Below are 19390 nucleotides of genomic sequence, written 5' to 3' on the forward strand. Positions count from 1 at the left end.
CGACTGATCCTTAAGGCGGACTTGAGGATCGGCTCAACGGGGGTTAAGCCGGGTACGGTGTGGGTCCGTTCGTCGGCTGCCGGGCAATCGGGTGGGTGGGCGGGAAAGCTTGTTCGGCAAGGGACGGCCGCGGGCCCACCCCTCACACACCGCCCCGGCGCCCGCTGAGGGCAGCGTTCCCCCCGGGAAACAGTCAGGATGCCGCCGGGTAACACCGCCCCCGCACTCTGCCGTACATGACCTCATCGACCCCGAGCCCCGCGCCCCCCGTGGTGGTGATCGGCAGCGGCCTCGCCGGCGTCCGGCTCGCCCAGCGCCTCGGGGGAAGCGGCGCTGCCGGCGCCGTCCTCATCGGAGAGGAACCGCACGCCCCGTACAACCGCGTACTCCTCGCCGACGTCCTCTCGGGACGACTCGACCCCGAGGTCATCGGTCTTCCGCCCGTCCCCGGCGAGTTCCTCCGCACCCGCGCTGTCCGCGTCGACCGCGCGGACCGGCTCGTGCACTGCGCGGACGGCAGCGTCGTCCCGTACGGCACCCTCGTCCTCGCGACCGGTTCGAACCCCGTCCTTCCTCCCCTCCGCGGCCTCTTCGAGCCCGGCGCGGCCGAGCTGCCGCGCGGCGTGCACGCCTTCAGGACCATGGACGACTGCCTCGCCCTGTCCGAGGCCGTACGGCCCGGCACCCGCGTCGTCGTCATCGGCGGCGGACTGCTCGGCGTCTCGGCCGCCCGCGCGCTCGCCGTCCGCGGCGCCCAGGTCGTCCTCACCCAGCAGGGCGACCGGCTCATGGAGCGGCAGCTGGACCCCGCCGCGAGCGCACTCGTGCACCGGCACCTCACCGAGCTCGGGGTGGAGGTACACACCGAGTGCCGGGTGCGCGGCGTGCGGCAGGCCGACGGCGCCGTCCAATCCGTAGAGCTCGCCGACGGCTACGTACTCGGCACCGACCTCACCGTCCTCGCCTGCGGCGTCCGCCCCCGCACGGGCCTCGCGCAGGCCGCCGGCCTCGACGTACGCCGCGGCATCGTCGTCGACGACCAGCTGCGCACCTCCGACCCGCACATCCGCGCCATCGGCGACTGCGCCGAGCACTCCGGCGAGGCCCGCTGCCTCGCGGCGCCCGCGCTCGAACAGGCCGACGCCCTCGCGGATGCCTTGATCTCCCCGCGAAACGCGCGCCCCTACTCAGGCACCCGCGCCCTCACCCGCCTCACCCTGCACAACGGACGCCCCGGCTCCGCTCCCCTGGACCTGGCGGCCTTCGGCGACCCCGAGCACCGGCCCGACGACGACGTCGTCCAGCTCGCGGACGCCACCCGTGGCACGTACCGCAAGGTCGTCGTGCGCGGTGACCGGCTCGTCGGCGGCGTGCTGCTCGGTGAGCTGACCGCCGTCGGCGCGCTCGCCCGCGCCTGGGAGGCCGACGACCCGCTGCCCGACGACGGCAGCCCCCTGCTCCACCTGCTCACACACGACGGAGGCCTCTGAGATGCCCACGGACACCACCCCCCGCCCCGGCGCGCGCGAGAACACCATCGTGCTGGTCGGGCACGGCATGGTCGGCCAGCGCTTCCTGGAGGCCATCGCCGCCCGCGGCCTCACCGACACGCACCGCGTGGTCGTCCTGTGCGAGGAGCCGCGGCCCGCTTACGACCGCGTACAGCTCACCTCGTATTTTGCGGGCCGCACGCCCGACGAACTCTCCCTCACCGACCCGGAGTTCATCGAGAAGCACGGCATCGAGCTGTACGTCGGCGATCCCGCCGAGAGCGTCGACCGTGACGCGAAGACCGTCACGGCGCGCTCCGGGCAGACCTTCGCCTACGACACCCTCGTCCTCGCGACCGGCTCCTTCCCCTTCGTGCCGCCGGTGCCGGGCAAGGACACCACCGGCTGTTTCGTCTACCGCACCATCGAGGACCTGCTCGCCATCGAGGAGTACGCGAAGACGTACGCCAAGACCGGCGCCGTCGTCGGCGGCGGGCTGCTCGGCCTTGAGGCGGCGGGCGCGCTGCGCGGCCTCGGACTCGACACGCATGTCGTCGAGTTCGCGCCGCGGCTGATGCCCGTACAGGTCGACGAGGGCGGCGGCGCCGCGCTCCTGCGCACCATCACCGGCATGGGCCTGACCGTGCACACGGGCGTCGGCACCCAGGAGATCGTCAGCTCGGAGGGCGCCGTCAGCGGGATGAAGCTGTCGGACGGGAGTGAACTCGCCACCGATCTCGTCGTGTTCTCCGCAGGTGTCCGGCCCCGTGACCAACTCGCCCGCGACTGCGGCCTTCCGGTGGGTGAGCGCGGCGGCATCACCGTCGACGAGCAGTGCCGCACCAGCGACCCGGCCGTGTACGCGATCGGCGAGTGCGCCCTGGCCTCGGACGGCCGGGTCTACGGACTCGTCGCACCCGGTTACGAGATGGCCGAGACCGTCGCCGCCGCGATCGCCACCGAGGAGTCGAGCTTCACCGGCGCCGACCTGTCGACCAAGCTGAAGCTCCTCGGCGTGGACGTCGCCTCCTTCGGTGACGCGCACGGCGCGACCCCCAACTGCCTGGACGTCGTCTACTCCGACTCGCGCTCGGGCACGTACAAGAAGCTGGTCATCGGCACGGGCGGCGAGCTGCTCGGCGGTGTCCTGGTCGGCGACGCGGAGTCGTACGGCGTGCTGCGGCCGATGACCGGGAGCGTGCCGCCGGTCTCGCCGGAGCAGCTGGTGCTCCCCGCGGGCGCGGGCGGCCCGGTGTCGATCGGCCCGTCCTCCCTGCCGGACTCCGCGGTCATCTGCTCCTGCCACAACGTCACCAAGGGCTCGATCCGCGGCGCCGTCACCGAGCACAGCTGCACCACCGTGCCCGAGGTCAAGAAGTGCACCAAGGCCGGTACGGGCTGCGGCAGTTGTGTGAAGGTGCTCGGCCAGCTGGTCAACGACGAGCTTGAGGCGTCGGGCGTCGAGGTCGACAAGGGCCTGTGCGGCTGCTTCGCCCAGACGCGCCAGGAGCTGTACGAGATCGTCCACACCCTGGGCATCACCTCCTACCGGCGGCTCCTGGACTCCCACGGCCGCGAGTCGGCCCGTGGCACGGAGGGCTGCGAGACCTGCAAGCCGACGGTCGGCTCGATCATCGCCTCGCTGGCCCCGACGATCGGCGCCGACGGCTACGTACTCGAAGGCGAGCAGGCCTCCCTCCAGGACACGAACGACCACTTCCTCGCCAACCTCCAGAAGAACGGCTCCTATTCGGTCGTGCCGCGCATCCCCGGCGGCGAGATCACCCCGGACAAGCTGATCGTGATCGGCGAGGTGGCACGGGACTTCGGGCTCTACACGAAGATCACCGGCGGTCAGCGCATCGACATGTTCGGCGCGCGCGTCGAGCAACTGCCCCTGATCTGGTCGCGGTTGGTGGACGCGGGCTTCGAGTCGGGCCACGCGTACGGCAAGTCGCTGCGGACGGTGAAGTCGTGCGTCGGGCAGACCTGGTGCCGCTACGGCGTGCAGGACTCGGTCCGGATGGCGATCGACCTGGAGCTGCGCTACCGGGGCCTGCGCTCGCCGCACAAGCTGAAGTCGGCCGTCTCCGGCTGCGCCCGCGAGTGCGCGGAGGCCCAGTCCAAGGACTTCGGCGTGATCGCCACCTCCAGCGGCTGGAACCTGTACGTGGGCGGCAACGGCGGCGCGACACCGCGCCACGCGGACCTGCTCGCGCAGGACCTGTCGGATGCCGAACTGGTGCGTCTCATCGACCGGTTCCTGATGTTCTACATCCGCACGGCGGACCGCCTGGAGCGCACTTCGACGTGGCTGGAGCGGATCGAGGGCGGCCTCGACCACGTACGGGACGTGGTCGTCCACGACTCGCTCGGCCTCTGCGACGAACTTGAGGCCCTGATGGCCGACCATGTCGCGCACTACCGCGACGAGTGGTCCGAGACCATCAACGACCCCGAGCGTCTCGCGCGGTTCGTGTCCTTCGTGAACGCGCCGGACGTCCCGGACCCGACCGTGAGCTTTGTCCCGGAACGGGACCAGATCAAGCCCGACCTGCCGCTGTTGTCCATCGGCTCCCGCCCCCGCGACCTGGAAGGTGCCGCATCCTGATGAGCATTCAACTCCGCCTGGAAGACGACTGGTTCGAGGTCTGCGACCGCGCACACCTCCAGCCGGGCCGCGGCATCGCCGCCCTGCTCCCCGACGGCCGCCAGGCCGCGCTCTTCATCGACCGCGAGGGCCGCGCGTACGCGATCGACAACCGCGACCCGTTCACGGGCGCCTCGGTGCTCTCGCGCGGCCTGCTCGGCGCGGCGGCGGGCCGGCCGTTCGTCGCGTCGCCGCTCCTGAAGCAGCGGTTCGACCTGGAGACGGGCAAGTGCCTCGACGACGATTCGGTGGCGGTGGAGACGCACCGGGTCCGGCTGGCGTAGCGGAATTACTTGACTGGTCGTTCCAGAAACTCGTACTCTCTCCTCGTGGCCAGGACCAAGGAATTCGATCCGGACGCCGCGCTCCAGTCGGCCCTAGAGCTGTTCTGGCGGCGCGGCTACGAGGCGACGTCGATGGCCGACCTCGTCGAGGAGCTCGGCATCGGACGCGCCAGCATCTACGCGACGTTCGGCAACAAGCACGAGCTGTACCTGAAGGCGCTGGAGCGGTACGCCGCGTTCCAGAACCCGCGCCTGCTCGCCGAGCTCTCCCAGCCGGGCCCCGCACTGCCCGCCGTCCGCGCGGTGGTACGCCGCTTCGGGGGCGAGGCCTCCTCCGACGAGGGGCGCCTGAACGGCTGTTTCATCACCAACACGGCGGCCGAGCTCGGCCCGCACGACGAGGTGGCGGCCCGCTGCGTCGAGCGCAGCTGGGAGCATATCGAGACACTGCTGCACTCCGCGCTCGTCCGCGCGCAGGCGCAGGGCGAGCTCCCGGAGGACCGCGACCCGCTCGCCATCGCGCGCATGCTGCTGACCCTGATGCAGGGGCTGCGCGTGGTCGGCAAGGCGTCGAAGGACCCGGCGCGGGTGCGGGACGCGACGGAGCAGGCGCTGAGCCTGCTCGACTGAGCCCCTCTTTCCTTTCCATGGCCTCTCCCTGGCTTCTTTTTCATGCCCTCATACTGGACCGATCGTTCAAGAAAAGAGCTCTGTCATGACTTCAGCAGCACCGCGCACCCGCTTCGCAGGCCGCACCGCCCTCGTCACCGGCGGCGGCTCCGGCCTCGGCCGTGCCATGGCGCTCGCGTTCGCCGCCGAGGGCGCGAACGTCGTCGTCGCCGGGCGCACCGAAGGCCCGCTCAAGGAGACCGTGGGTCTCATCGAGGACGCGGGCGGCACCGCGTTCGCCGTCACCGCCGACGTGTCGCGCTCCGCCGACCTCGCGGCGCTCGTCGAGGCCACCGTCGAGCGGTTCGGCACCCTGGACGTGGCCGTCAACAACGCGGGCGTCCTGCGCGCCGGGCAGCCGCTCGCGGAGCTGCCCGAGGAGGACTGGCGGACGATGCTCGACATCAACGTCACCGGCGTACTGCTCGCGCTCCAGGCCGAGGTGAGGCAGATGCGTACGCAGCCGGGCGGCGGGGCGATCGTCAACATCTCCTCCACGCTGGGCCCCCACATCAGCATTCCGGGCACCATCGGCTACGGGACCACCAAGGCGGCGGTCTCCGCGCTGACCAAGGGCGCCGCCGCCGAGTACATCGGGGAGGGGATACGGATCAACGCCGTGAGCCCCGGTTCGTCCGACACCAGCATGTCGCTGCTCCAGGGCGAGAGCGAGGCCGAGCGCGCGGAGCGGATGAAGAGCTCGACGCCGCTCGGCCGCGTCTCGACGACCGCGGAGGTCGCGGCCGCCGTGCTCTACCTCGCCTCGGACGAATCGGCGTCGGTGGTCGGCGCGGATCTGGTGATCGACGGGGGTGCCGCAGCCTGAATCCTCCCCTAGGCTCGCACTGCCTACCCTCGGGTAGGAACAGGCGTGCGCCCAAGCAGAGGGAGCTGTGTCATGACGGGCTGGAACGCGAGCGACATCCCCGACCAGAGCGGCAGGACCGTCGTGGTCACCGGCGCCAACAGCGGCATCGGATATGTCACCGCACGCGAACTCGCCCGTCGTGGCGCGCGCGTGGTGCTCGCCTGCCGCAGCGAGGAGCGGGGGACGCGGGCACTGGAGCAGCTGCTGTCCGAAATTCCCTCTGCCGATGTGGAGTTCAGGCGGCTCGACCTCGGCGACCTCGGTTCGGTGCGGGAGTTCGCGGAGTCGTACGACCGTGACGGCGAGGAGGGTGGCGGCCTCGACCTCCTCGTCAACAACGCGGGCGTGATGGCACTGCCCTACCGGCAGACGGTGGACGGCTTCGAGACGCAGTTCGGCGTCAACCACCTGGGCCACTTCGCGCTCACCGGGCTGCTGCTGCCCCGGCTCCTTCGGACGCCGGGGGCCAGGATCGTCACGGTGTCCAGCGCGTTCCACGCTCTGTCGAACATCGACATCGGTGACCTCAACAGCGAGCGGAACTACCGGCGTTGGATCGCCTACGGCCGCTCCAAGACGGCGAACCTCCTCTTCGTCCACGAGCTGGCGCGACGCCTCGCGGCCGCCGGCTCCGACGTCGTGGCCGCCGCGGCGCACCCCGGCTACGCGGAGACGAACCTCCAGGCCGCCGGGCCCAGGATGGAGGGCCGCAAGATCGCCGAGCGCGTGATGTGGCTCGGCAACCGCGCCCTGGCCCAGCCCGCGACGGCGGGCGCCCTGCCCTCGCTGTACGCGGCCACGGCGCCGGGAGTCCGCCCCGACTCGTTCACCGGACCCCGGATCCTGGGGTGGCAGGGGGCGCCGGGGAAGTCCTGGCGGGCGAAGTGGACTCTCAGCGACGCCGCGGGGGAACGGCTGTGGGCGGCTTCGGAGGGGCTGACGGGGGTGCGGTACCCGGCGTTGAAGGGGTGAGGCACCGCTGACGCCCCACGTCAACGAGGCGTGAAGATCAGCCCCGTACGCGCCAAGGAGCCGCCAAGGGGGCGAGCGGGCCTTCGGCGGCCCGCCCACGCTGGTCATCGCTCAAGCGATCGAACCAGCCTGGAGGGGCCCGCCCATGACCACCGTCTCCGAGTCCCCGGCCGTCAAGTCCCCTGATCCCGGGGACACCGCGAGTCCCGGCGAGCGGCACCGGCTGACCGCCGTCCAGGGCCTCGCCGCGCTCTCCCTGGACGCGATGGCGTCGGTCGCCTACGGACCCGAGGCCATCGTCCTGGTCCTCGCGGCGGCCGGCGGCCACGGGCTCGGCTTCACGCTGCCCGTGACCCTGGGGATCGCCGCGCTGCTCGCCGTGCTCGTCGCCTCCTACCGTCAGGTGATCGCGGCCTTCCCCGACGGCGGCGGCAGTTACGCCGCCGCCAAGACCCACCTGGGCCGCCGCGCGGGCCTGGTCGCGGCGGCCTCGCTGGTCCTCGACTACGTCCTGAACGTCGCCGTCGCCGTCACCGCGGGCGTCGCCGCGCTCACCTCCGCCTTCCCGGAGCTGTACGGCCACCGGGTGTGGATATGCCTGGCCGTCCTCGCCGTCGTCACGGCCGTCAATCTGCGCGGCATCGTCGACTCGGCGCGCGTCTTCATCGCCCCGACCGCGCTATTCGTCGGCGCCGTCCTGACCATGATCGCGGTCGGCCTGTTCCGCGAGGGGCCGGTCAGCACGGCCGCCGCCGATGGCCACGCGTCGGCCCTCGCCGACAACGCCACCACCGTCGGCGCGCTGCTCCTCCTGAAGGCGTTCGCCTCGGGCTGCTCCGCCCTGACGGGAGTCGAGGCCATCGCCAACGCCGTACCGTCCTTCCGCGCCCCGCGCGTCAGGCGCGCCCAGCACGCGGAGGTCACGCTCGGCGCGCTGCTCGGCGTGATGCTGATCGGCCTGTCCGTGCTGATCTCCCGCTTCGGGCTCCAGCCCGTCGAGGGCGTCACGGCCCTCGCGCAGCTCGCGGACGCGTCACTCGGCCACAACTGGGCTTTCTACGTGGTGCAGTTCGCGACGATGGTCCTGCTCGCCCTCTCCGCCAACACGTCCTTCGGCGGTCTGCCCGTCCTGATGAGCCTGCTCGCCCGGGACAACTACCTCCCGCACGTCTTCGCGCTGAAGGCCGACCGCCAGGTCCACCGGCACGGTGTCCTCGCGCTTGCCGCCGTATCGGCCGGGCTGCTCGTCTTCTCCGGCGGCGACACCAACACGCTCGTGCCGCTCTTCGCGATCGGCGTCTTCGTCGGGTTCACGCTCTGCCAGACCGGGATGGTGCTCCACTGGCGCGCGGCGGGCAAACCGTCGAAGGCCCTGCTCAACGGCTTCGGCGCGGTGCTCACCGGCATCTCGGCGGTGGTCGTCACGGCCACCAAGTTCACCGAGGGCGCCTGGCTGATCGTGCTCGCCCTCCCGGCGATCGTGCTCTGCTTCGAGGCGGTGCACCGCGCCTACCGCAGGATCGGCGACGACCTGGGCCTCGGCCGCTTCCCGGAGCCCCCGCACCGCGACCACTCCCTGGTCATCGTGCCCGTGTCGAACCTGTCCCGCCTCACCTGCGAGGCCCTGAACGCCGCGGTGTCCCTCGGCGACGAGGTGCGCGCGGTCACGGTCACCCACCCCGACCCGGAGGACCGGCGCGCCACGGAGGCGCTGCGCCGCGACTGGGAGCTGTGGAACCCCGGCGTCGACCTGGTGGAGCTGAACTCCCTGACGCGTTCCGTCGGGCGTCCGGTGTCGGCGTACGTACAGCGGATCTACACGTACCACCCCACCACCCGCGTCACCGTCCTGATCCCCGAGGTGGAGCCGGCCCATGTCTGGCAGCGCCTGCTCCAGAACCAGCGCGGCTCGGTCCTCGCACACGCCGTCCGGCGCGACACGGACGCGGTCATCTGCCGCCTGCGGTTCCGCCTTGCGGCGGGGCGTGGCCGGTCCTAGCGTCGGCGCCATGAGCGGACGTACGGGCCACACGGGCAAGAGGATCACTGAGAAGCTGTCGGACGACGCCCTGCGCGAGGCGACGGGCAAGGACTGGCCGCAGTGGTTCGAGGTGCTCGATGCCTGGGGCGCCACGTCCCGCACCCACACGGAGATCGCCCGTCACGTCCGCGAGGAACACGCTGCCGACGGCTGGTACGCCCAGTCCGTGGCGGTCGGCTACGAACAGGAGCGCGGCCTGCGGCAGGTCGGCCAGAGCAGCACGGGCGAGTGGCGGACGAGCGGCAGCAAGACGATCGAAGCCTCGGCCGCGCGGGTCATCGAAGCCTTCGCGGACGACGCCGTACGCCGCCGCTGGCTCCCCGACGCGGAGGTCTCCCTCCGCACGCACCGCCCCGCCAAGTCGGTGACCGCCGACTTCAAGGACGCCGAGGGCACCACCACCCGCATCTCCGTGACCCTCACGGTCAAGGCGCCGGAGAAGACGGTGGTGGGCGTCGGCCACGAGAAGCTGCGGGACGCGGCGGAAGTGGCGGCGTACAAGGTGTTCTGGCGCGAGCGCCTCGCGGCGCTGAAATCCCTCTTGGAGGACTGAGCGTACGAACGCCCGTGCTCACGCCCCCAGTCGAGCCGCAGCCAGGGCCCTCTCAGGGGCACTGAGACATGTTCTCTTGTGGTGAGATGAGCTTCTGTTGCGTCTCGTGACGTAAGTATCGGGACGTAAGTGAGCGATTTAACGGGGGAATGTATCGGTGTCGCACCGTCCGGCCGACTGGCACGTACTCGACCTGGACAAGGATCCAACGCCCGGAGATCCGGGCCGGGTTCGCAACCTCGCGAAGAACTTGCACGACTTCGCCGATGACGTCTCGAAAGTGTTGCGCGACATCAAGGGGATGGCGGGCGAGGACGCGCTCCTGACCTGGGCGGGCAAGACGGCGGAGTCGTTCACGTCGGAGTTCGAGGATGCGCCGGGCAAGCTGAAGAAGCTCAAGAAGAGCTACGAGATGGCCGGCGACGCGCTGTCGACGTACTGGCCGGAGCTGGAGCGAGCCCAGGCCCTAGCGGACAAGGCGCTGGTCAAGGGCCGTGAAGCGCAGGGCGATTTGAGCTCCGCCCAGACCCGGCTGACATCGGCCGACTCCTGGATGGACAAGGCGGGCAAGGAAGCCGACAAGTACAAGGACGACAAGGACTCCGGCAAGGACGTCCCCAAGCCCGACCCGGACAAGGTCAAGGCCGCCACCCGCAACGCCACCGCCGCCGAAAAGGCCCAGACGACCGCCAAGTCGGACGTCTCCGCCGCGAAGAGCAACCTCGACGCCGCGAAGAAGATGGCGGAAGACGCCCGCAAGATGCGCGAGGACGCGGCCGGGACGGCGAAGAAGAAACTCGAAGAGGCCTCCGACGCCGGTATTCAGAACCGCAAGTGGTGGGAGGAGGTCGGCGACTGGGTCACCGACAACTGGGACACCATCGTCGCCGTCTGCAAAGTCGTCGTCGCCGTCCTCGGTGTCATCGCGTTGATCGTCGGCGGTCCGATCCTCGGCGCGATCGTCCTCATCGCCGCCCTCGTCGTCCTCGCCGACACCCTCAACAAATACGCCAACGGAGAAGCAGGCCTACTCGACGTCGCCTTCGCCGCCCTCGACTGCATCCCCGGCATGAAGGCCCTCACTTCCCTCCGCGGCCTCGCCGGAGCGGCCAAGGGCCTCAAGGCCGCCGCCCGCGGACTGCGCTCCGGGGCCGGGGGACTCCGCAAGGCCCTCTCGGGCGGCATGAAGAAGGTGGCGGGCAAGGGCAAGCCGGCCAAGGGCCGCTGCAAGAACGGCGACCCCATCGACATGATCTCCGGCGAAATGCTCATGGAGCAGACCGACATCGCGCTGCCGGGTCTGCTCCCACTCGTCCTCGAGCGCACGCACCTGTCCACGTACCGGTGGGGCCACTGGTACGGCGACTCATGGGCCTCGACGCTGGACGAGCGGGTCGAGACCGACGACAACGGTCTGGTCTACGTCACCGAGGACGGCCAGCTGCTGTCCTACCCCCACCCCGAGCCCGGCCGTGAACCAGTGCTGCCCGCCCACGGCCCCCGCTGGCCGCTGAGCATCGACGACGCAGGCACGGTCACGGTCACCGACCCGCACTCCGGCCGCGTCCGCCACTTCCTCCCGGCCACACCCGGCACGACGGACGGACACGAATCCCTGCCCCTGCCCCTGCCCCTGCCCCTGCCCCTGCCCCTGCGAGCCATCACCGACCGCAACGGCAACCGCATCGACATCGACCACGACCCCACCGGCGCCCCCACGGCGATACGCCACACCGGCGGCTACCACCTGAAGGTGGACACCGACGACAACCGCATCACCGCGCTGCGCCTGCTCGCCAGCGGCACGTCCAGCGGCACGTCCACCGGCACGTCCACCGGCACCGAGGACGCCCCCGGCGACACGCTGGTGGCCGCGTACGGCTACGACGAGGTCGGCAATCTGACCGAGGTCCACAACTCTGCCGGAGTGCGGCTGCGTCTGGACTACGACGACGACGCCCGCATCACGTCCTGGACCGACAGCAACCACACCTGGTACCGCTTCACCTACGACGACGAAGACCGCTGCGTCCGCGGCGAGAGCACCGCCGGCCACCTGGCCTGCACCATCGAGTACCGCCCCGATGAGCAGGAAACCCGCTACACCGACGCCCTCAGCCAGACCACCGTCTACCGCTACAACGACCTAAGCCAGCTCCTGTCCGAGACGGACCCGCTGGGCGGCACCGTCCGCACCGAGTGGGACAGCTGGAACAACCTGCTCGTCCGCACCGACGCGCTGGGGCGCCGCACCGAGAACACCTGGGACGAGCACGGCAATCTCACCGCGGTACGTCCTGCGGACGGCACGTGCGTCACCGCGGTCTACAACGACCTCAACCTGCCGGTCGAGATCGCCGGCCCGGACGACGCCGTCCAGCGCCAGGCATGGGACGAGCACGGCAACCGCACCAGCGTGACCGACCGCGACGGCATGACTCACCGCTTCACCCACGAAGCCACCGGAGCCGTGTCCACCATCACCGACCCCCTCGGCCACACCACCGAGCTGCGCTGCAACGCGGCGGGCCTGCCGCTGGAAGTCACGGACCCGCTGGGCGCGGTGACCCGCTACGACCTCGACGCTTTCGGCCGCGCGGCCACGATCACGGACCCGGCGGGCGCGGCCACGCGGCTTGAGTGGACGGTCGAGGGCAGGCTGGCGCGGCGTACGGAGGCGGACGGCTCGTCGGAGTCGTGGACGTACGACGGCGAGGGCAACTGCGTCTCGCACACGGACGCGATGGGCGCGACCACGACGCACGAATACACGCACTTCGACCTGATCGCGGCCCGCACAGGCCCCGACGGCGTCCGCTACGAGTTCGACCACGACACCCAGCTCCAGCTCCGCAAGGTCACCAACCCGCAGGGCCTGACCTGGAGTTACGAGTACGACCCGGCGGGCCGCCTGGTGGCGGAAACGGACTTCGACGACCGCACACTGACGTACGCCCACGACGCGGCGGGCCAGTTGGCGGCCCGTACGACGGCCACGGGCGACGTGATCACTTTCGAACGGGACGCGCTGGGCCGGACGGTCACGCAGAACGTGGCGGGTGCCGCGATCACGCGCTTCACCTACGACGCGACAGGCAGCCTCACCGCGGCGGTGAGCCCGGACGTGACACTGACCCTGGCCAGGGACGGGTCAGGCCGCCTGCTCTCGGAAACGGTCAACGGCCGCACCCTGACCCACACCTACGACGCACTGGGCCGCCGCACCCGCCGCACCACACCGTCCGGCGCGACGAGCACCTGGACGTACGACGCGGCAGGCAAGGCCACCGAACTGACCACGTCCGGGAGGAGGCTGGCGTTCACGCACGACGAGGCGGGCCGGGAACTCACCCGCACGGTCGGCGATGCCCTGACACTGACGAACGTGTACGACGTCGTGGGCCGCCTGACGAAACAGGAACTGATGGGCCCGGCCAGCACGCGTATCCAGCACCGTGTGTACACGTACCGTGCGGACGACCATCTGACCGGCATGGAGGACCGGCTGGGCGGCACGCGGCGCTTCGACCTGGACGCGGCGGGCCGGGTGACAGCGGTCCACGCGGCAGGCTGGACGGAAACCTACGCCTACGACGAGGCGGGCAACCAGACCGACGCCTCCTGGCCGGCCCCCATGCCGGGCCAAGAGGCAACAGGCCCCCGCACCTACACCGGCACCCGAATCACCGCAGCAGGCAACGTCCGCTACGAATACGACACAGCAGGCCGCACCACCCTGCGCCAGAAGACCCGCCTGTCCCGCAAGCCCGACACCTGGCACTACGAGTGGGACGCGGAAGACCGCCTCACGTGCGTAGTGACCCCCGACGGCACAAGGTGGCGCTACCTCTACGACCCCCTGGGCCGCCGGATATCCAAACAGCGCATGGCGGAACAGGGGGTGGCGGAACAGGTCGACTTCACCTGGGACGACATGACCCTCTGCGAGCAGACGAGCCACGCCCCGGGCGCATCGGAATCAGTAACCCTCACCTGGGACCATGACGGCCTGTGCCCGCTGGCCCAAACTGAGCGCAGACACCTCACCGACGAAGAAGTGGACGCCCGCTTCTACGCCATCGTCACCGACCTCGTCGGTACCCCGACCGAACTCCTCGACGAACAGGGCGACATCGCCTGGCGCACCAGGACCACCCTCTGGGGCACCACAGCCTGGAACCGCAGCGCCACCGCCTACACCCCACTGCGCTTCCCCGGCCAGTACTACGACCCCGAGACGGGGCTGCACTACAACTACTTCCGGCACTACGACCCCGAAACCGCCCGCTACCTCACCCCGGACCCGATCGGTCTCGCCGGTGGCTTCGGGCCGCACAGTTACGTTCCCAACCCGTTCATGTGGATCGATCCTCTCGGCCTTTCCCTCCTCGACGTCAGCAAGAACGGCGTGAAAATCGTCGTGCACGAGTACGACGTCGACAAGCCCGCGCACGCTCATGTCACCGGTGGCGGGGGACGCGAGGTCAGAATCGGGCCGAACGGCAAACCCCTCCACAACCAACCGGAGCTTTCGAGCAAGCAGCGCCAAGCGGTGGAGCATTTCAAGCCGCAGATCAGGACCGCCGTCAGGAAGCTCGGCAGGCGGAGTCAGGCGGAGGAGCGGGCCGCGAAGGAGCAGCGCGAGGCCGCCGAGGCCGCCAAGAAACCCTGCAAGTAGGGATGAAGCGATGACATTGCATTCCGATGTGGCCGAGTTGCTGGCGGAGGCCGGCATCATCGACGTGGACGTCGACGAAGCCGTCGCGGACGACCACGCCCGAACGTCCGCGTACCTACGCATCGTCTCGGTGATCGCTTCCTCGCGGAGCCGCGACCGGGACCGCGCGATCGTGGCCACGATCCTGCGCGACCCCGACGTCAGCGGGGCCAAGACAGCGGTGGTCGCCCTCGTGGACGAGATCGCGAGGAAGGTGAGCGGTCCTGCCGAGTTCCGGCAGTGGTCGGCGGAACTGCTGCCGGAGATCGACCAGCTCCCGGCGGAGGGGTACCGCGATTTCATCCGCCGCCGCATCGACGACTGGCTGTTCTACCTGTCCGTCAAGGACGGCCACGTACCGACACCGGCCGAGTTGGCGGAGGTCACGGACTGGATGCAGCGCTGCCTGGCCGAGGGGTCGAGGTCGCCGGCGGTACTCGCCGTGGTCGCCGAGTCGGCCAACACCAAGAAGACCCGGAACATCGCGAAGAACCGAGCCACAAGCCGCGAGCTGAGAACGGAATGAGCCGATAGCGGCAACCCGAAGGGGCAGCACCCCCCGCACAGGGTGCTGCCCCTTCGTCGTGAACCGGGACCGACGCCGCATCGGTGAGGGTCGGGGACACGGCGTCGGCCCCGGAGTTCTACCGGTGGTCCGTCAGGACTACCGGTGGTCGCTGCCCGCCGACTCCGAGGCGGCGCGTCCCGCCTCCAGGCGGGCCACGGGGATCCGGAACGGGGAGCAGGAGACGTAGTCCAGGCCCACCTCGTGGAAGAAGTGCACGGACTCCGGGTCACCGCCGTGCTCGCCGCAGACGCCCAGCTTCAGGTCGGGGCGGGTGGCGCGGCCGGCCTTGACCGCGTCCTTCACCAGCTTGCCCACGCCGTCCTTGTCGATGGTCTCGAACGGGGAGACACCGAAGATGCCCTTCTCCAGGTACGCCGTGAAGAAGCTCGCCTCCACGTCGTCGCGGGAGAAGCCCCAGACCGTCTGCGTGAGGTCGTTCGTGCCGAAGGAGAAGAACTCGGCGGCCTCCGCGATCTGGTCCGCCGTGAGCGCGGCACGCGGCAGCTCGATCATGGTGCCGAGCGCCAGCTTCAGCGCCACGCCGGTCGTCGCCTCGACCTCCGCGATGACCTGCTCGGCCTCCTCGCGGACGATCTCCAGCTCCTGGACCGTACCGACGAGCGGAATCATGATCTCCGCACGCGGGTCGCCCTTGGCGTTCTTGCGCTCGGCCGCGGCCTCGGCGATGGCCCGTACCTGCATGGTGAACAGGCCGGGGATCACGAGGCCGAGGCGTACGCCTCGCAGGCCCAGCATCGGGTTCTGCTCGTGCAGGCGGTGCACCGCCTGGAGCAGGCGCAGGTCGTTCTCGTTCGAGTCCTTGCGGGACTCGGCGAGGGCCACCCGGACGGAGAGCTCGGTGATGTCCGGCAGGAACTCGTGCAGGGGCGGGTCCAGGAGGCGGACCGTGACCGGAAGGCCGTCCATCGCCTCGAAGAGCTCCACGAAGTCGCGCTTCTGGAGCGGCAGGAGCTCCTTGAGGGCGTCCTCGCGCTCGCCGTCCGCGTCGGCGAGGATCAGCCGCTCGACCATCTCGCGGCGCTCACCGAGGAACATGTGCTCGGTGCGGCACAGGCCGATGCCCTGGGCGCCGAAGCGGCGGGCACGGAGCGCGTCCTCCGCGTTGTCCGCGTTGGCACGGACACGCAGGCGGCGCACCCGGTCCGCGTACGCCATGATCCGGTGCACGGCGCCGACCAGCTCGTCGGCGTCGTCGGCGCCCGCGTGCATCCGGCCCTCGAAGTACTCGACGACCGGAGAGGGGACCACGGGCACCTCGCCGGCGTAGACCTTGCCGGTCGAGCCGTCGATGGAGACGACGTCGCCCTCCTCGATCACCACACCGCCGGGCGCGGTGAGGCGCCGGCGCTTGGTGTCGACCTCGATCTCCTCGGCGCCGCAGACGCAGGTCTTGCCCATGCCGCGGGCGACGACGGCGGCGTGCGAGGTCTTGCCGCCGCGGGAGGTGAGGATGCCCTCGGCCGCGATCATGCCGTCGAGGTCGTCGGGGTTGGTCTCACGGCGGATGAGGATGACCTTCTCGCCCGAACGCGACCACTTGATGGCCGTGTACGAGTCGAAGACCGCCTTGCCGACCGCGGCACCGGGTGACGCGGCGATGCCCCGGCCGAGCTGCTCGACCTTCGCGGTGTCGTCGAAGCGCGGGAACATCAGCTGGGCGAGCTGCGCGCCGTTGACGCGCTGCAGCGCCTCGGCCTCGTCGATCAGGCCCTGGTCGACGAGCTGCGTCGCGATGCGGAAGGCGGCACCGGCGGTGCGCTTGCCGACGCGGGTCTGCAGCATCCACAGCTGGCCGCGCTCGATGGTGAACTCGATGTCGCAGAGGTCCTTGTAGTGCGTCTCAAGGGTCTCCATGATCTGCATGAGCTGGTCGTACGACTTCTTGTCGATCTGCTCGAGCTCGGCGAGCGGGACGGTGTTGCGGATGCCCGCCACCACGTCCTCGCCCTGCGCGTTCTGCAGGTAGTCGCCGTACACGCCCTGGTGGCCGCTGGCCGGGTCGCGGGTGAACGCGACGCCCGTGCCGGAGTCCGGGCCGAGGTTGCCGAAGACCATGGAGCAGATGTTGACCGCGGTGCCCAGGTCGCCGGGGATGCGCTCCTGGCGGCGGTAGAGCTTGGCGCGGTCGGTGTTCCAGGACTCGAAGACCGAGCGGATCGCGAGGTCCATCTGCTCGCGCGGGTCCTGCGGGAAGTCGCGCCCGGCCTCGGTCTTGACGATCTTCTTGAACTTCGTGACCAGCTTCTTCAGGTCCGCGGCCTCCAGGTCGGTGTCGACCGAGACCTTCTTGGCGGCCTTGGCGGCCTCAAGGGCGTCCTCGAAGAGCTCGCCGTCGACGTCCATGACGGTCTTGCCGAACATCTGGATGAGGCGGCGGTAGGAGTCCCACGCGAAGCGGTCGTCGCCGGACTGCTTGGCGAGGCCCGTCACCGACTTGTCGGAGAGCCCGATGTTCAGGACGGTGTCCATCATTCCGGGCATCGAGAACTTGGCGCCCGAGCGGACGGAGACGAGCAGCGGGTCATTGGCCTGACCGAGCTTCTTGCCCATCTTCTTCTCGAGGGCGTCGAGGTGCGCGCTCACCTCGTCGCGCAGCTCGACCGGCTCCTCGCCGCTGGCGAGGTAGGTCTTGCAGGCCTCTGTGGTGATCGTGAAGCCCGGAGGGACGGGCAGCCCGAGGTTGGTCATCTCGGCGAGGTTCGCGCCCTTCCCGCCGAGAAGGTCCTTGAGGTCCCTGTTGCCCTCGGTGAAGTCGTAAACGAACTTCACGGCCGCATCGCTCTGCGTCGCTACGTGGGGATCTTTGTTTTCCGACACGGGTCTCGACTCCTCGAGGACTCGGTGGCTGCCCTGACGGCGAGGAACATACCCAGATCGAAGGCGCATGGGTACGTCCACTTGTGCGTCATACGGCTGTAACCACCCGTCCGCCAGTAGATCGAAAGTGACTCAGCGGTAGCTCGATGCGCGCGCATTCGTTCAACTCTTGAACGCGCAACACCCGTAGACCCGGTGATTCGCTCGAATGAGCGGCCTATACTCAGATGTGAGTTCACCTCATGAATGATCGAGCATTGGCACTGAGTGCCACCCCTTGGAGAAGTGCAGTCGCCCTCAATCCGCTCATCTGAGCGCAAGCCCTATCAGGGGTGGCGAGAATCACGCCGTTTGAAGCGTCCGGATGTCAGCATCCGGACGCGAACCGAGACGGAAGACGAGACGGTCACACGACCGTCATACGCTTCACACGCCGAGCGCGGCCAGCCGCTCCTCCGCCCGCCTCGGGGCGTACAGGTGCTCCACCACCAGCGTTCCCGCACCGATGAGGGCCGCGCGCTCACCGAGGCACGAGGTGACGACCTCCAGATGAGCGGTGGAGCGGGGCAGAGCCCGCTGGTACAGCAGCTCCCGCACGCCCGTCAGGAACGGTGTTCCGGCCAGATCTCCGGCGATCATGAGAACTCCGGGGTTCAGGAGCGTGACGACGGTGGCGAGAACCTCGCCGACGTGCCGCCCCGCCTCGCGCGCGAAACCGACCGCCTCCGGGTTCCCCGCCTCCAGAAGCGCCCGCACATCCGCCCCCGAAGCCGCCGGAACGCCCGCCTCCGTCAGGCGGCGGGCCACCGCGCGACCGCTGGCCACGGCGGCCAGGCAGCCGTAGGAACCGCACTTGCACAGGGCGCCGGCGCCCTCCGGCACCCGGATGTGGCCGATGTCCCCGGCGCCCCCGTCGATGCCCCGGTAGACCGCGCCGTCGACGACGACGCCCGCGCCGATGCCGGTGGAGACCTTGACCAGGGCGAAGGCCGAGCACTCGGGGTAGGAGGCGCGCTGTTCGCCGTACGCCATGAGGTTCGCGTCGTTGTCGACGAGGACCGGGATGTTGGCGGGGCCGAGTGCGGGGAGGCCTGCGCGGCCAGGTACGGGGAGGCCTGCGGGGCCGCTCGTCTGTTCGGCGAAGGCGCGGCGCAGACGGCCTCTTATGTCGTAGCCGTCCCAGCCCGGCATGATCGGCGGCTGGACGACGCGGCCCGTCTCGCTGTCCACGGGCCCCGGGACGGCGAGTCCGATGCCGCAGACCGAGGCCGGGTCGCGGTCGGCCTTGCGCAGCAGCTCGGCGAAGCGGACGCCCAGCTCGCCGAGGACCGTCTCGGGGCCGTCCTCGATCGCCAGGGGCCCCGCGTGCTCGGCGACGATCTCGCCGGTGAGGCCGAGCAGGGCGGTGCGGGCGTGCCGGGTCTCCAGGGCGGCGGCGAGGACGACCGCGTGGGCGTCGTCGAACTCCAGGCGGACGGCCGGGCGCCCGCCGAGCGGCGAGCCCGCCTTGTCGCCCCTGCCGGAGGGACCACCCACGCCCTCCCGCAGCCAGCCCGCGCGGAAGAGCCGGTCCAGGCGCTGGCCGACCGTGGCGCGGGAGAGCCCGGTGGCCTCCTGCAGTGCGCCGCGCGTGGTGGCGCGTCCGCTGCGCACCAGGTGGAGCAGGTCCCCGGCGCCGGCGTACTGCCCGCCCGCGCGACCCGCCATTGCCCGCACTTCGCTGTCCGGCATCCGCTCTCC

Annotated in this window: 12 protein-coding genes; 10 read left to right on the forward strand and 2 right to left on the reverse strand. The window is 70.4% G+C overall.

Annotated features, from left to right (window positions below):
• Window positions 1–236 precede the first annotated feature (236 nt).
• From E5671_RS17545 to E5671_RS17590, 10 genes are all read left to right on the forward strand, one after another.
• Complete coding sequence (locus E5671_RS17545; protein WP_160504911.1) at window positions 237–1490, forward strand: NAD(P)/FAD-dependent oxidoreductase; 1254 nt, start codon at window positions 237–239, stop codon at window positions 1488–1490.
• Window position 1491: 1 nt separating this feature from the next.
• Window positions 1492–4101, forward strand: a complete 2610-nt coding sequence (gene nirB / locus E5671_RS17550) for a nitrite reductase large subunit NirB (RefSeq protein ID WP_160504912.1) — start codon at window positions 1492–1494, stop codon at window positions 4099–4101.
• On the forward strand, window positions 4101–4424 hold the full coding sequence (nirD, locus tag E5671_RS17555; RefSeq protein ID WP_160504913.1) for a nitrite reductase small subunit NirD: 324 nt from the start codon (window positions 4101–4103) through the stop codon (window positions 4422–4424). The genes nirB and nirD overlap by 1 nt, the downstream gene beginning before the upstream one ends.
• A gap of 45 nt (window positions 4425–4469) precedes the next feature.
• Window positions 4470–5054 carry a TetR family transcriptional regulator gene (locus tag E5671_RS17560; RefSeq protein ID WP_160504914.1) on the forward strand — a complete coding sequence of 195 codons (585 nt, stop codon included), beginning with the start codon at window positions 4470–4472 and terminating at the stop codon, window positions 5052–5054.
• Between the two features lie 85 nt (window positions 5055–5139).
• Window positions 5140–5919 carry an SDR family NAD(P)-dependent oxidoreductase gene (locus tag E5671_RS17565; RefSeq protein WP_160504915.1) on the forward strand — a complete coding sequence of 260 codons (780 nt, stop codon included), beginning with the start codon at window positions 5140–5142 and terminating at the stop codon, window positions 5917–5919.
• 72 nt (window positions 5920–5991) lie between these two features.
• On the forward strand, window positions 5992–6933 hold the full coding sequence (locus tag E5671_RS17570; RefSeq protein ID WP_160504916.1) for an oxidoreductase: 942 nt from the start codon (window positions 5992–5994) through the stop codon (window positions 6931–6933).
• Between the two features lie 145 nt (window positions 6934–7078).
• Entirely contained in the window at window positions 7079–8932 is a 1854-nt protein-coding gene (locus E5671_RS17575) for an APC family permease (RefSeq protein ID WP_160504917.1), read from the forward strand.
• Window positions 8933–8942: 10 nt separating this feature from the next.
• Window positions 8943–9527, forward strand: coding sequence for a hypothetical protein (locus tag E5671_RS17580; RefSeq protein ID WP_160504918.1), 585 nt, complete (start codon window positions 8943–8945; stop codon window positions 9525–9527).
• Window positions 9528–9684: 157 nt separating this feature from the next.
• Window positions 9685–14205: an RHS repeat-associated core domain-containing protein gene (locus E5671_RS17585; protein ID WP_160504919.1), complete on the forward strand. Its 4521-nt coding sequence runs from the start codon at window positions 9685–9687 to the stop codon at window positions 14203–14205.
• A 10-nt stretch (window positions 14206–14215) separates the two neighbouring features.
• Window positions 14216–14770: a hypothetical protein gene (locus E5671_RS17590; protein WP_160504920.1), complete on the forward strand. Its 555-nt coding sequence runs from the start codon at window positions 14216–14218 to the stop codon at window positions 14768–14770.
• A 138-nt stretch (window positions 14771–14908) separates the two neighbouring features.
• On the opposite strand, the gene ppdK is transcribed toward E5671_RS17590, so the two are convergent.
• Complete coding sequence (gene ppdK / locus E5671_RS17595) at window positions 14909–17650, reverse strand: pyruvate, phosphate dikinase (RefSeq protein ID WP_160504921.1); 2742 nt, start codon at window positions 17648–17650, stop codon at window positions 14909–14911.
• A gap of 426 nt (window positions 17651–18076) precedes the next feature.
• Entirely contained in the window at window positions 18077–19357 is a 1281-nt protein-coding gene (locus tag E5671_RS17600; RefSeq protein WP_160510251.1) for an ROK family protein, read from the reverse strand.
• Between the last annotated feature and the right edge of the window lie 33 nt (window positions 19358–19390).

The organism is Streptomyces sp. BA2, from assembly GCF_009769735.1.
Taxonomy (GTDB): domain Bacteria; phylum Actinomycetota; class Actinomycetes; order Streptomycetales; family Streptomycetaceae; genus Streptomyces.

Coding starts and splice junctions, on each gene's coding strand:
- E5671_RS17580 (WP_160504918.1), top strand. CDS start 8,943: ATGAGCGGACGTACGGGCCACACGGGCAAGAGGATCACTGAGAAGCTG.
- nirD (WP_160504913.1), top strand. CDS start 4,101: ATGAGCATTCAACTCCGCCTGGAAGACGACTGGTTCGAGGTCTGCGAC.
- nirB (WP_160504912.1), top strand. CDS start 1,492: ATGCCCACGGACACCACCCCCCGCCCCGGCGCGCGCGAGAACACCATC.
- E5671_RS17570 (WP_160504916.1), top strand. CDS start 5,992: ATGACGGGCTGGAACGCGAGCGACATCCCCGACCAGAGCGGCAGGACC.
- E5671_RS17575 (WP_160504917.1), top strand. CDS start 7,079: ATGACCACCGTCTCCGAGTCCCCGGCCGTCAAGTCCCCTGATCCCGGG.
- E5671_RS17565 (WP_160504915.1), top strand. CDS start 5,140: ATGACTTCAGCAGCACCGCGCACCCGCTTCGCAGGCCGCACCGCCCTC.
- E5671_RS17600 (WP_160510251.1), bottom strand. CDS start 19,357: ATGGCGGGTCGCGCGGGCGGGCAGTACGCCGGCGCCGGGGACCTGCTC.
- E5671_RS17590 (WP_160504920.1), top strand. CDS start 14,216: ATGACATTGCATTCCGATGTGGCCGAGTTGCTGGCGGAGGCCGGCATC.
- E5671_RS17545 (WP_160504911.1), top strand. CDS start 237: ATGACCTCATCGACCCCGAGCCCCGCGCCCCCCGTGGTGGTGATCGGC.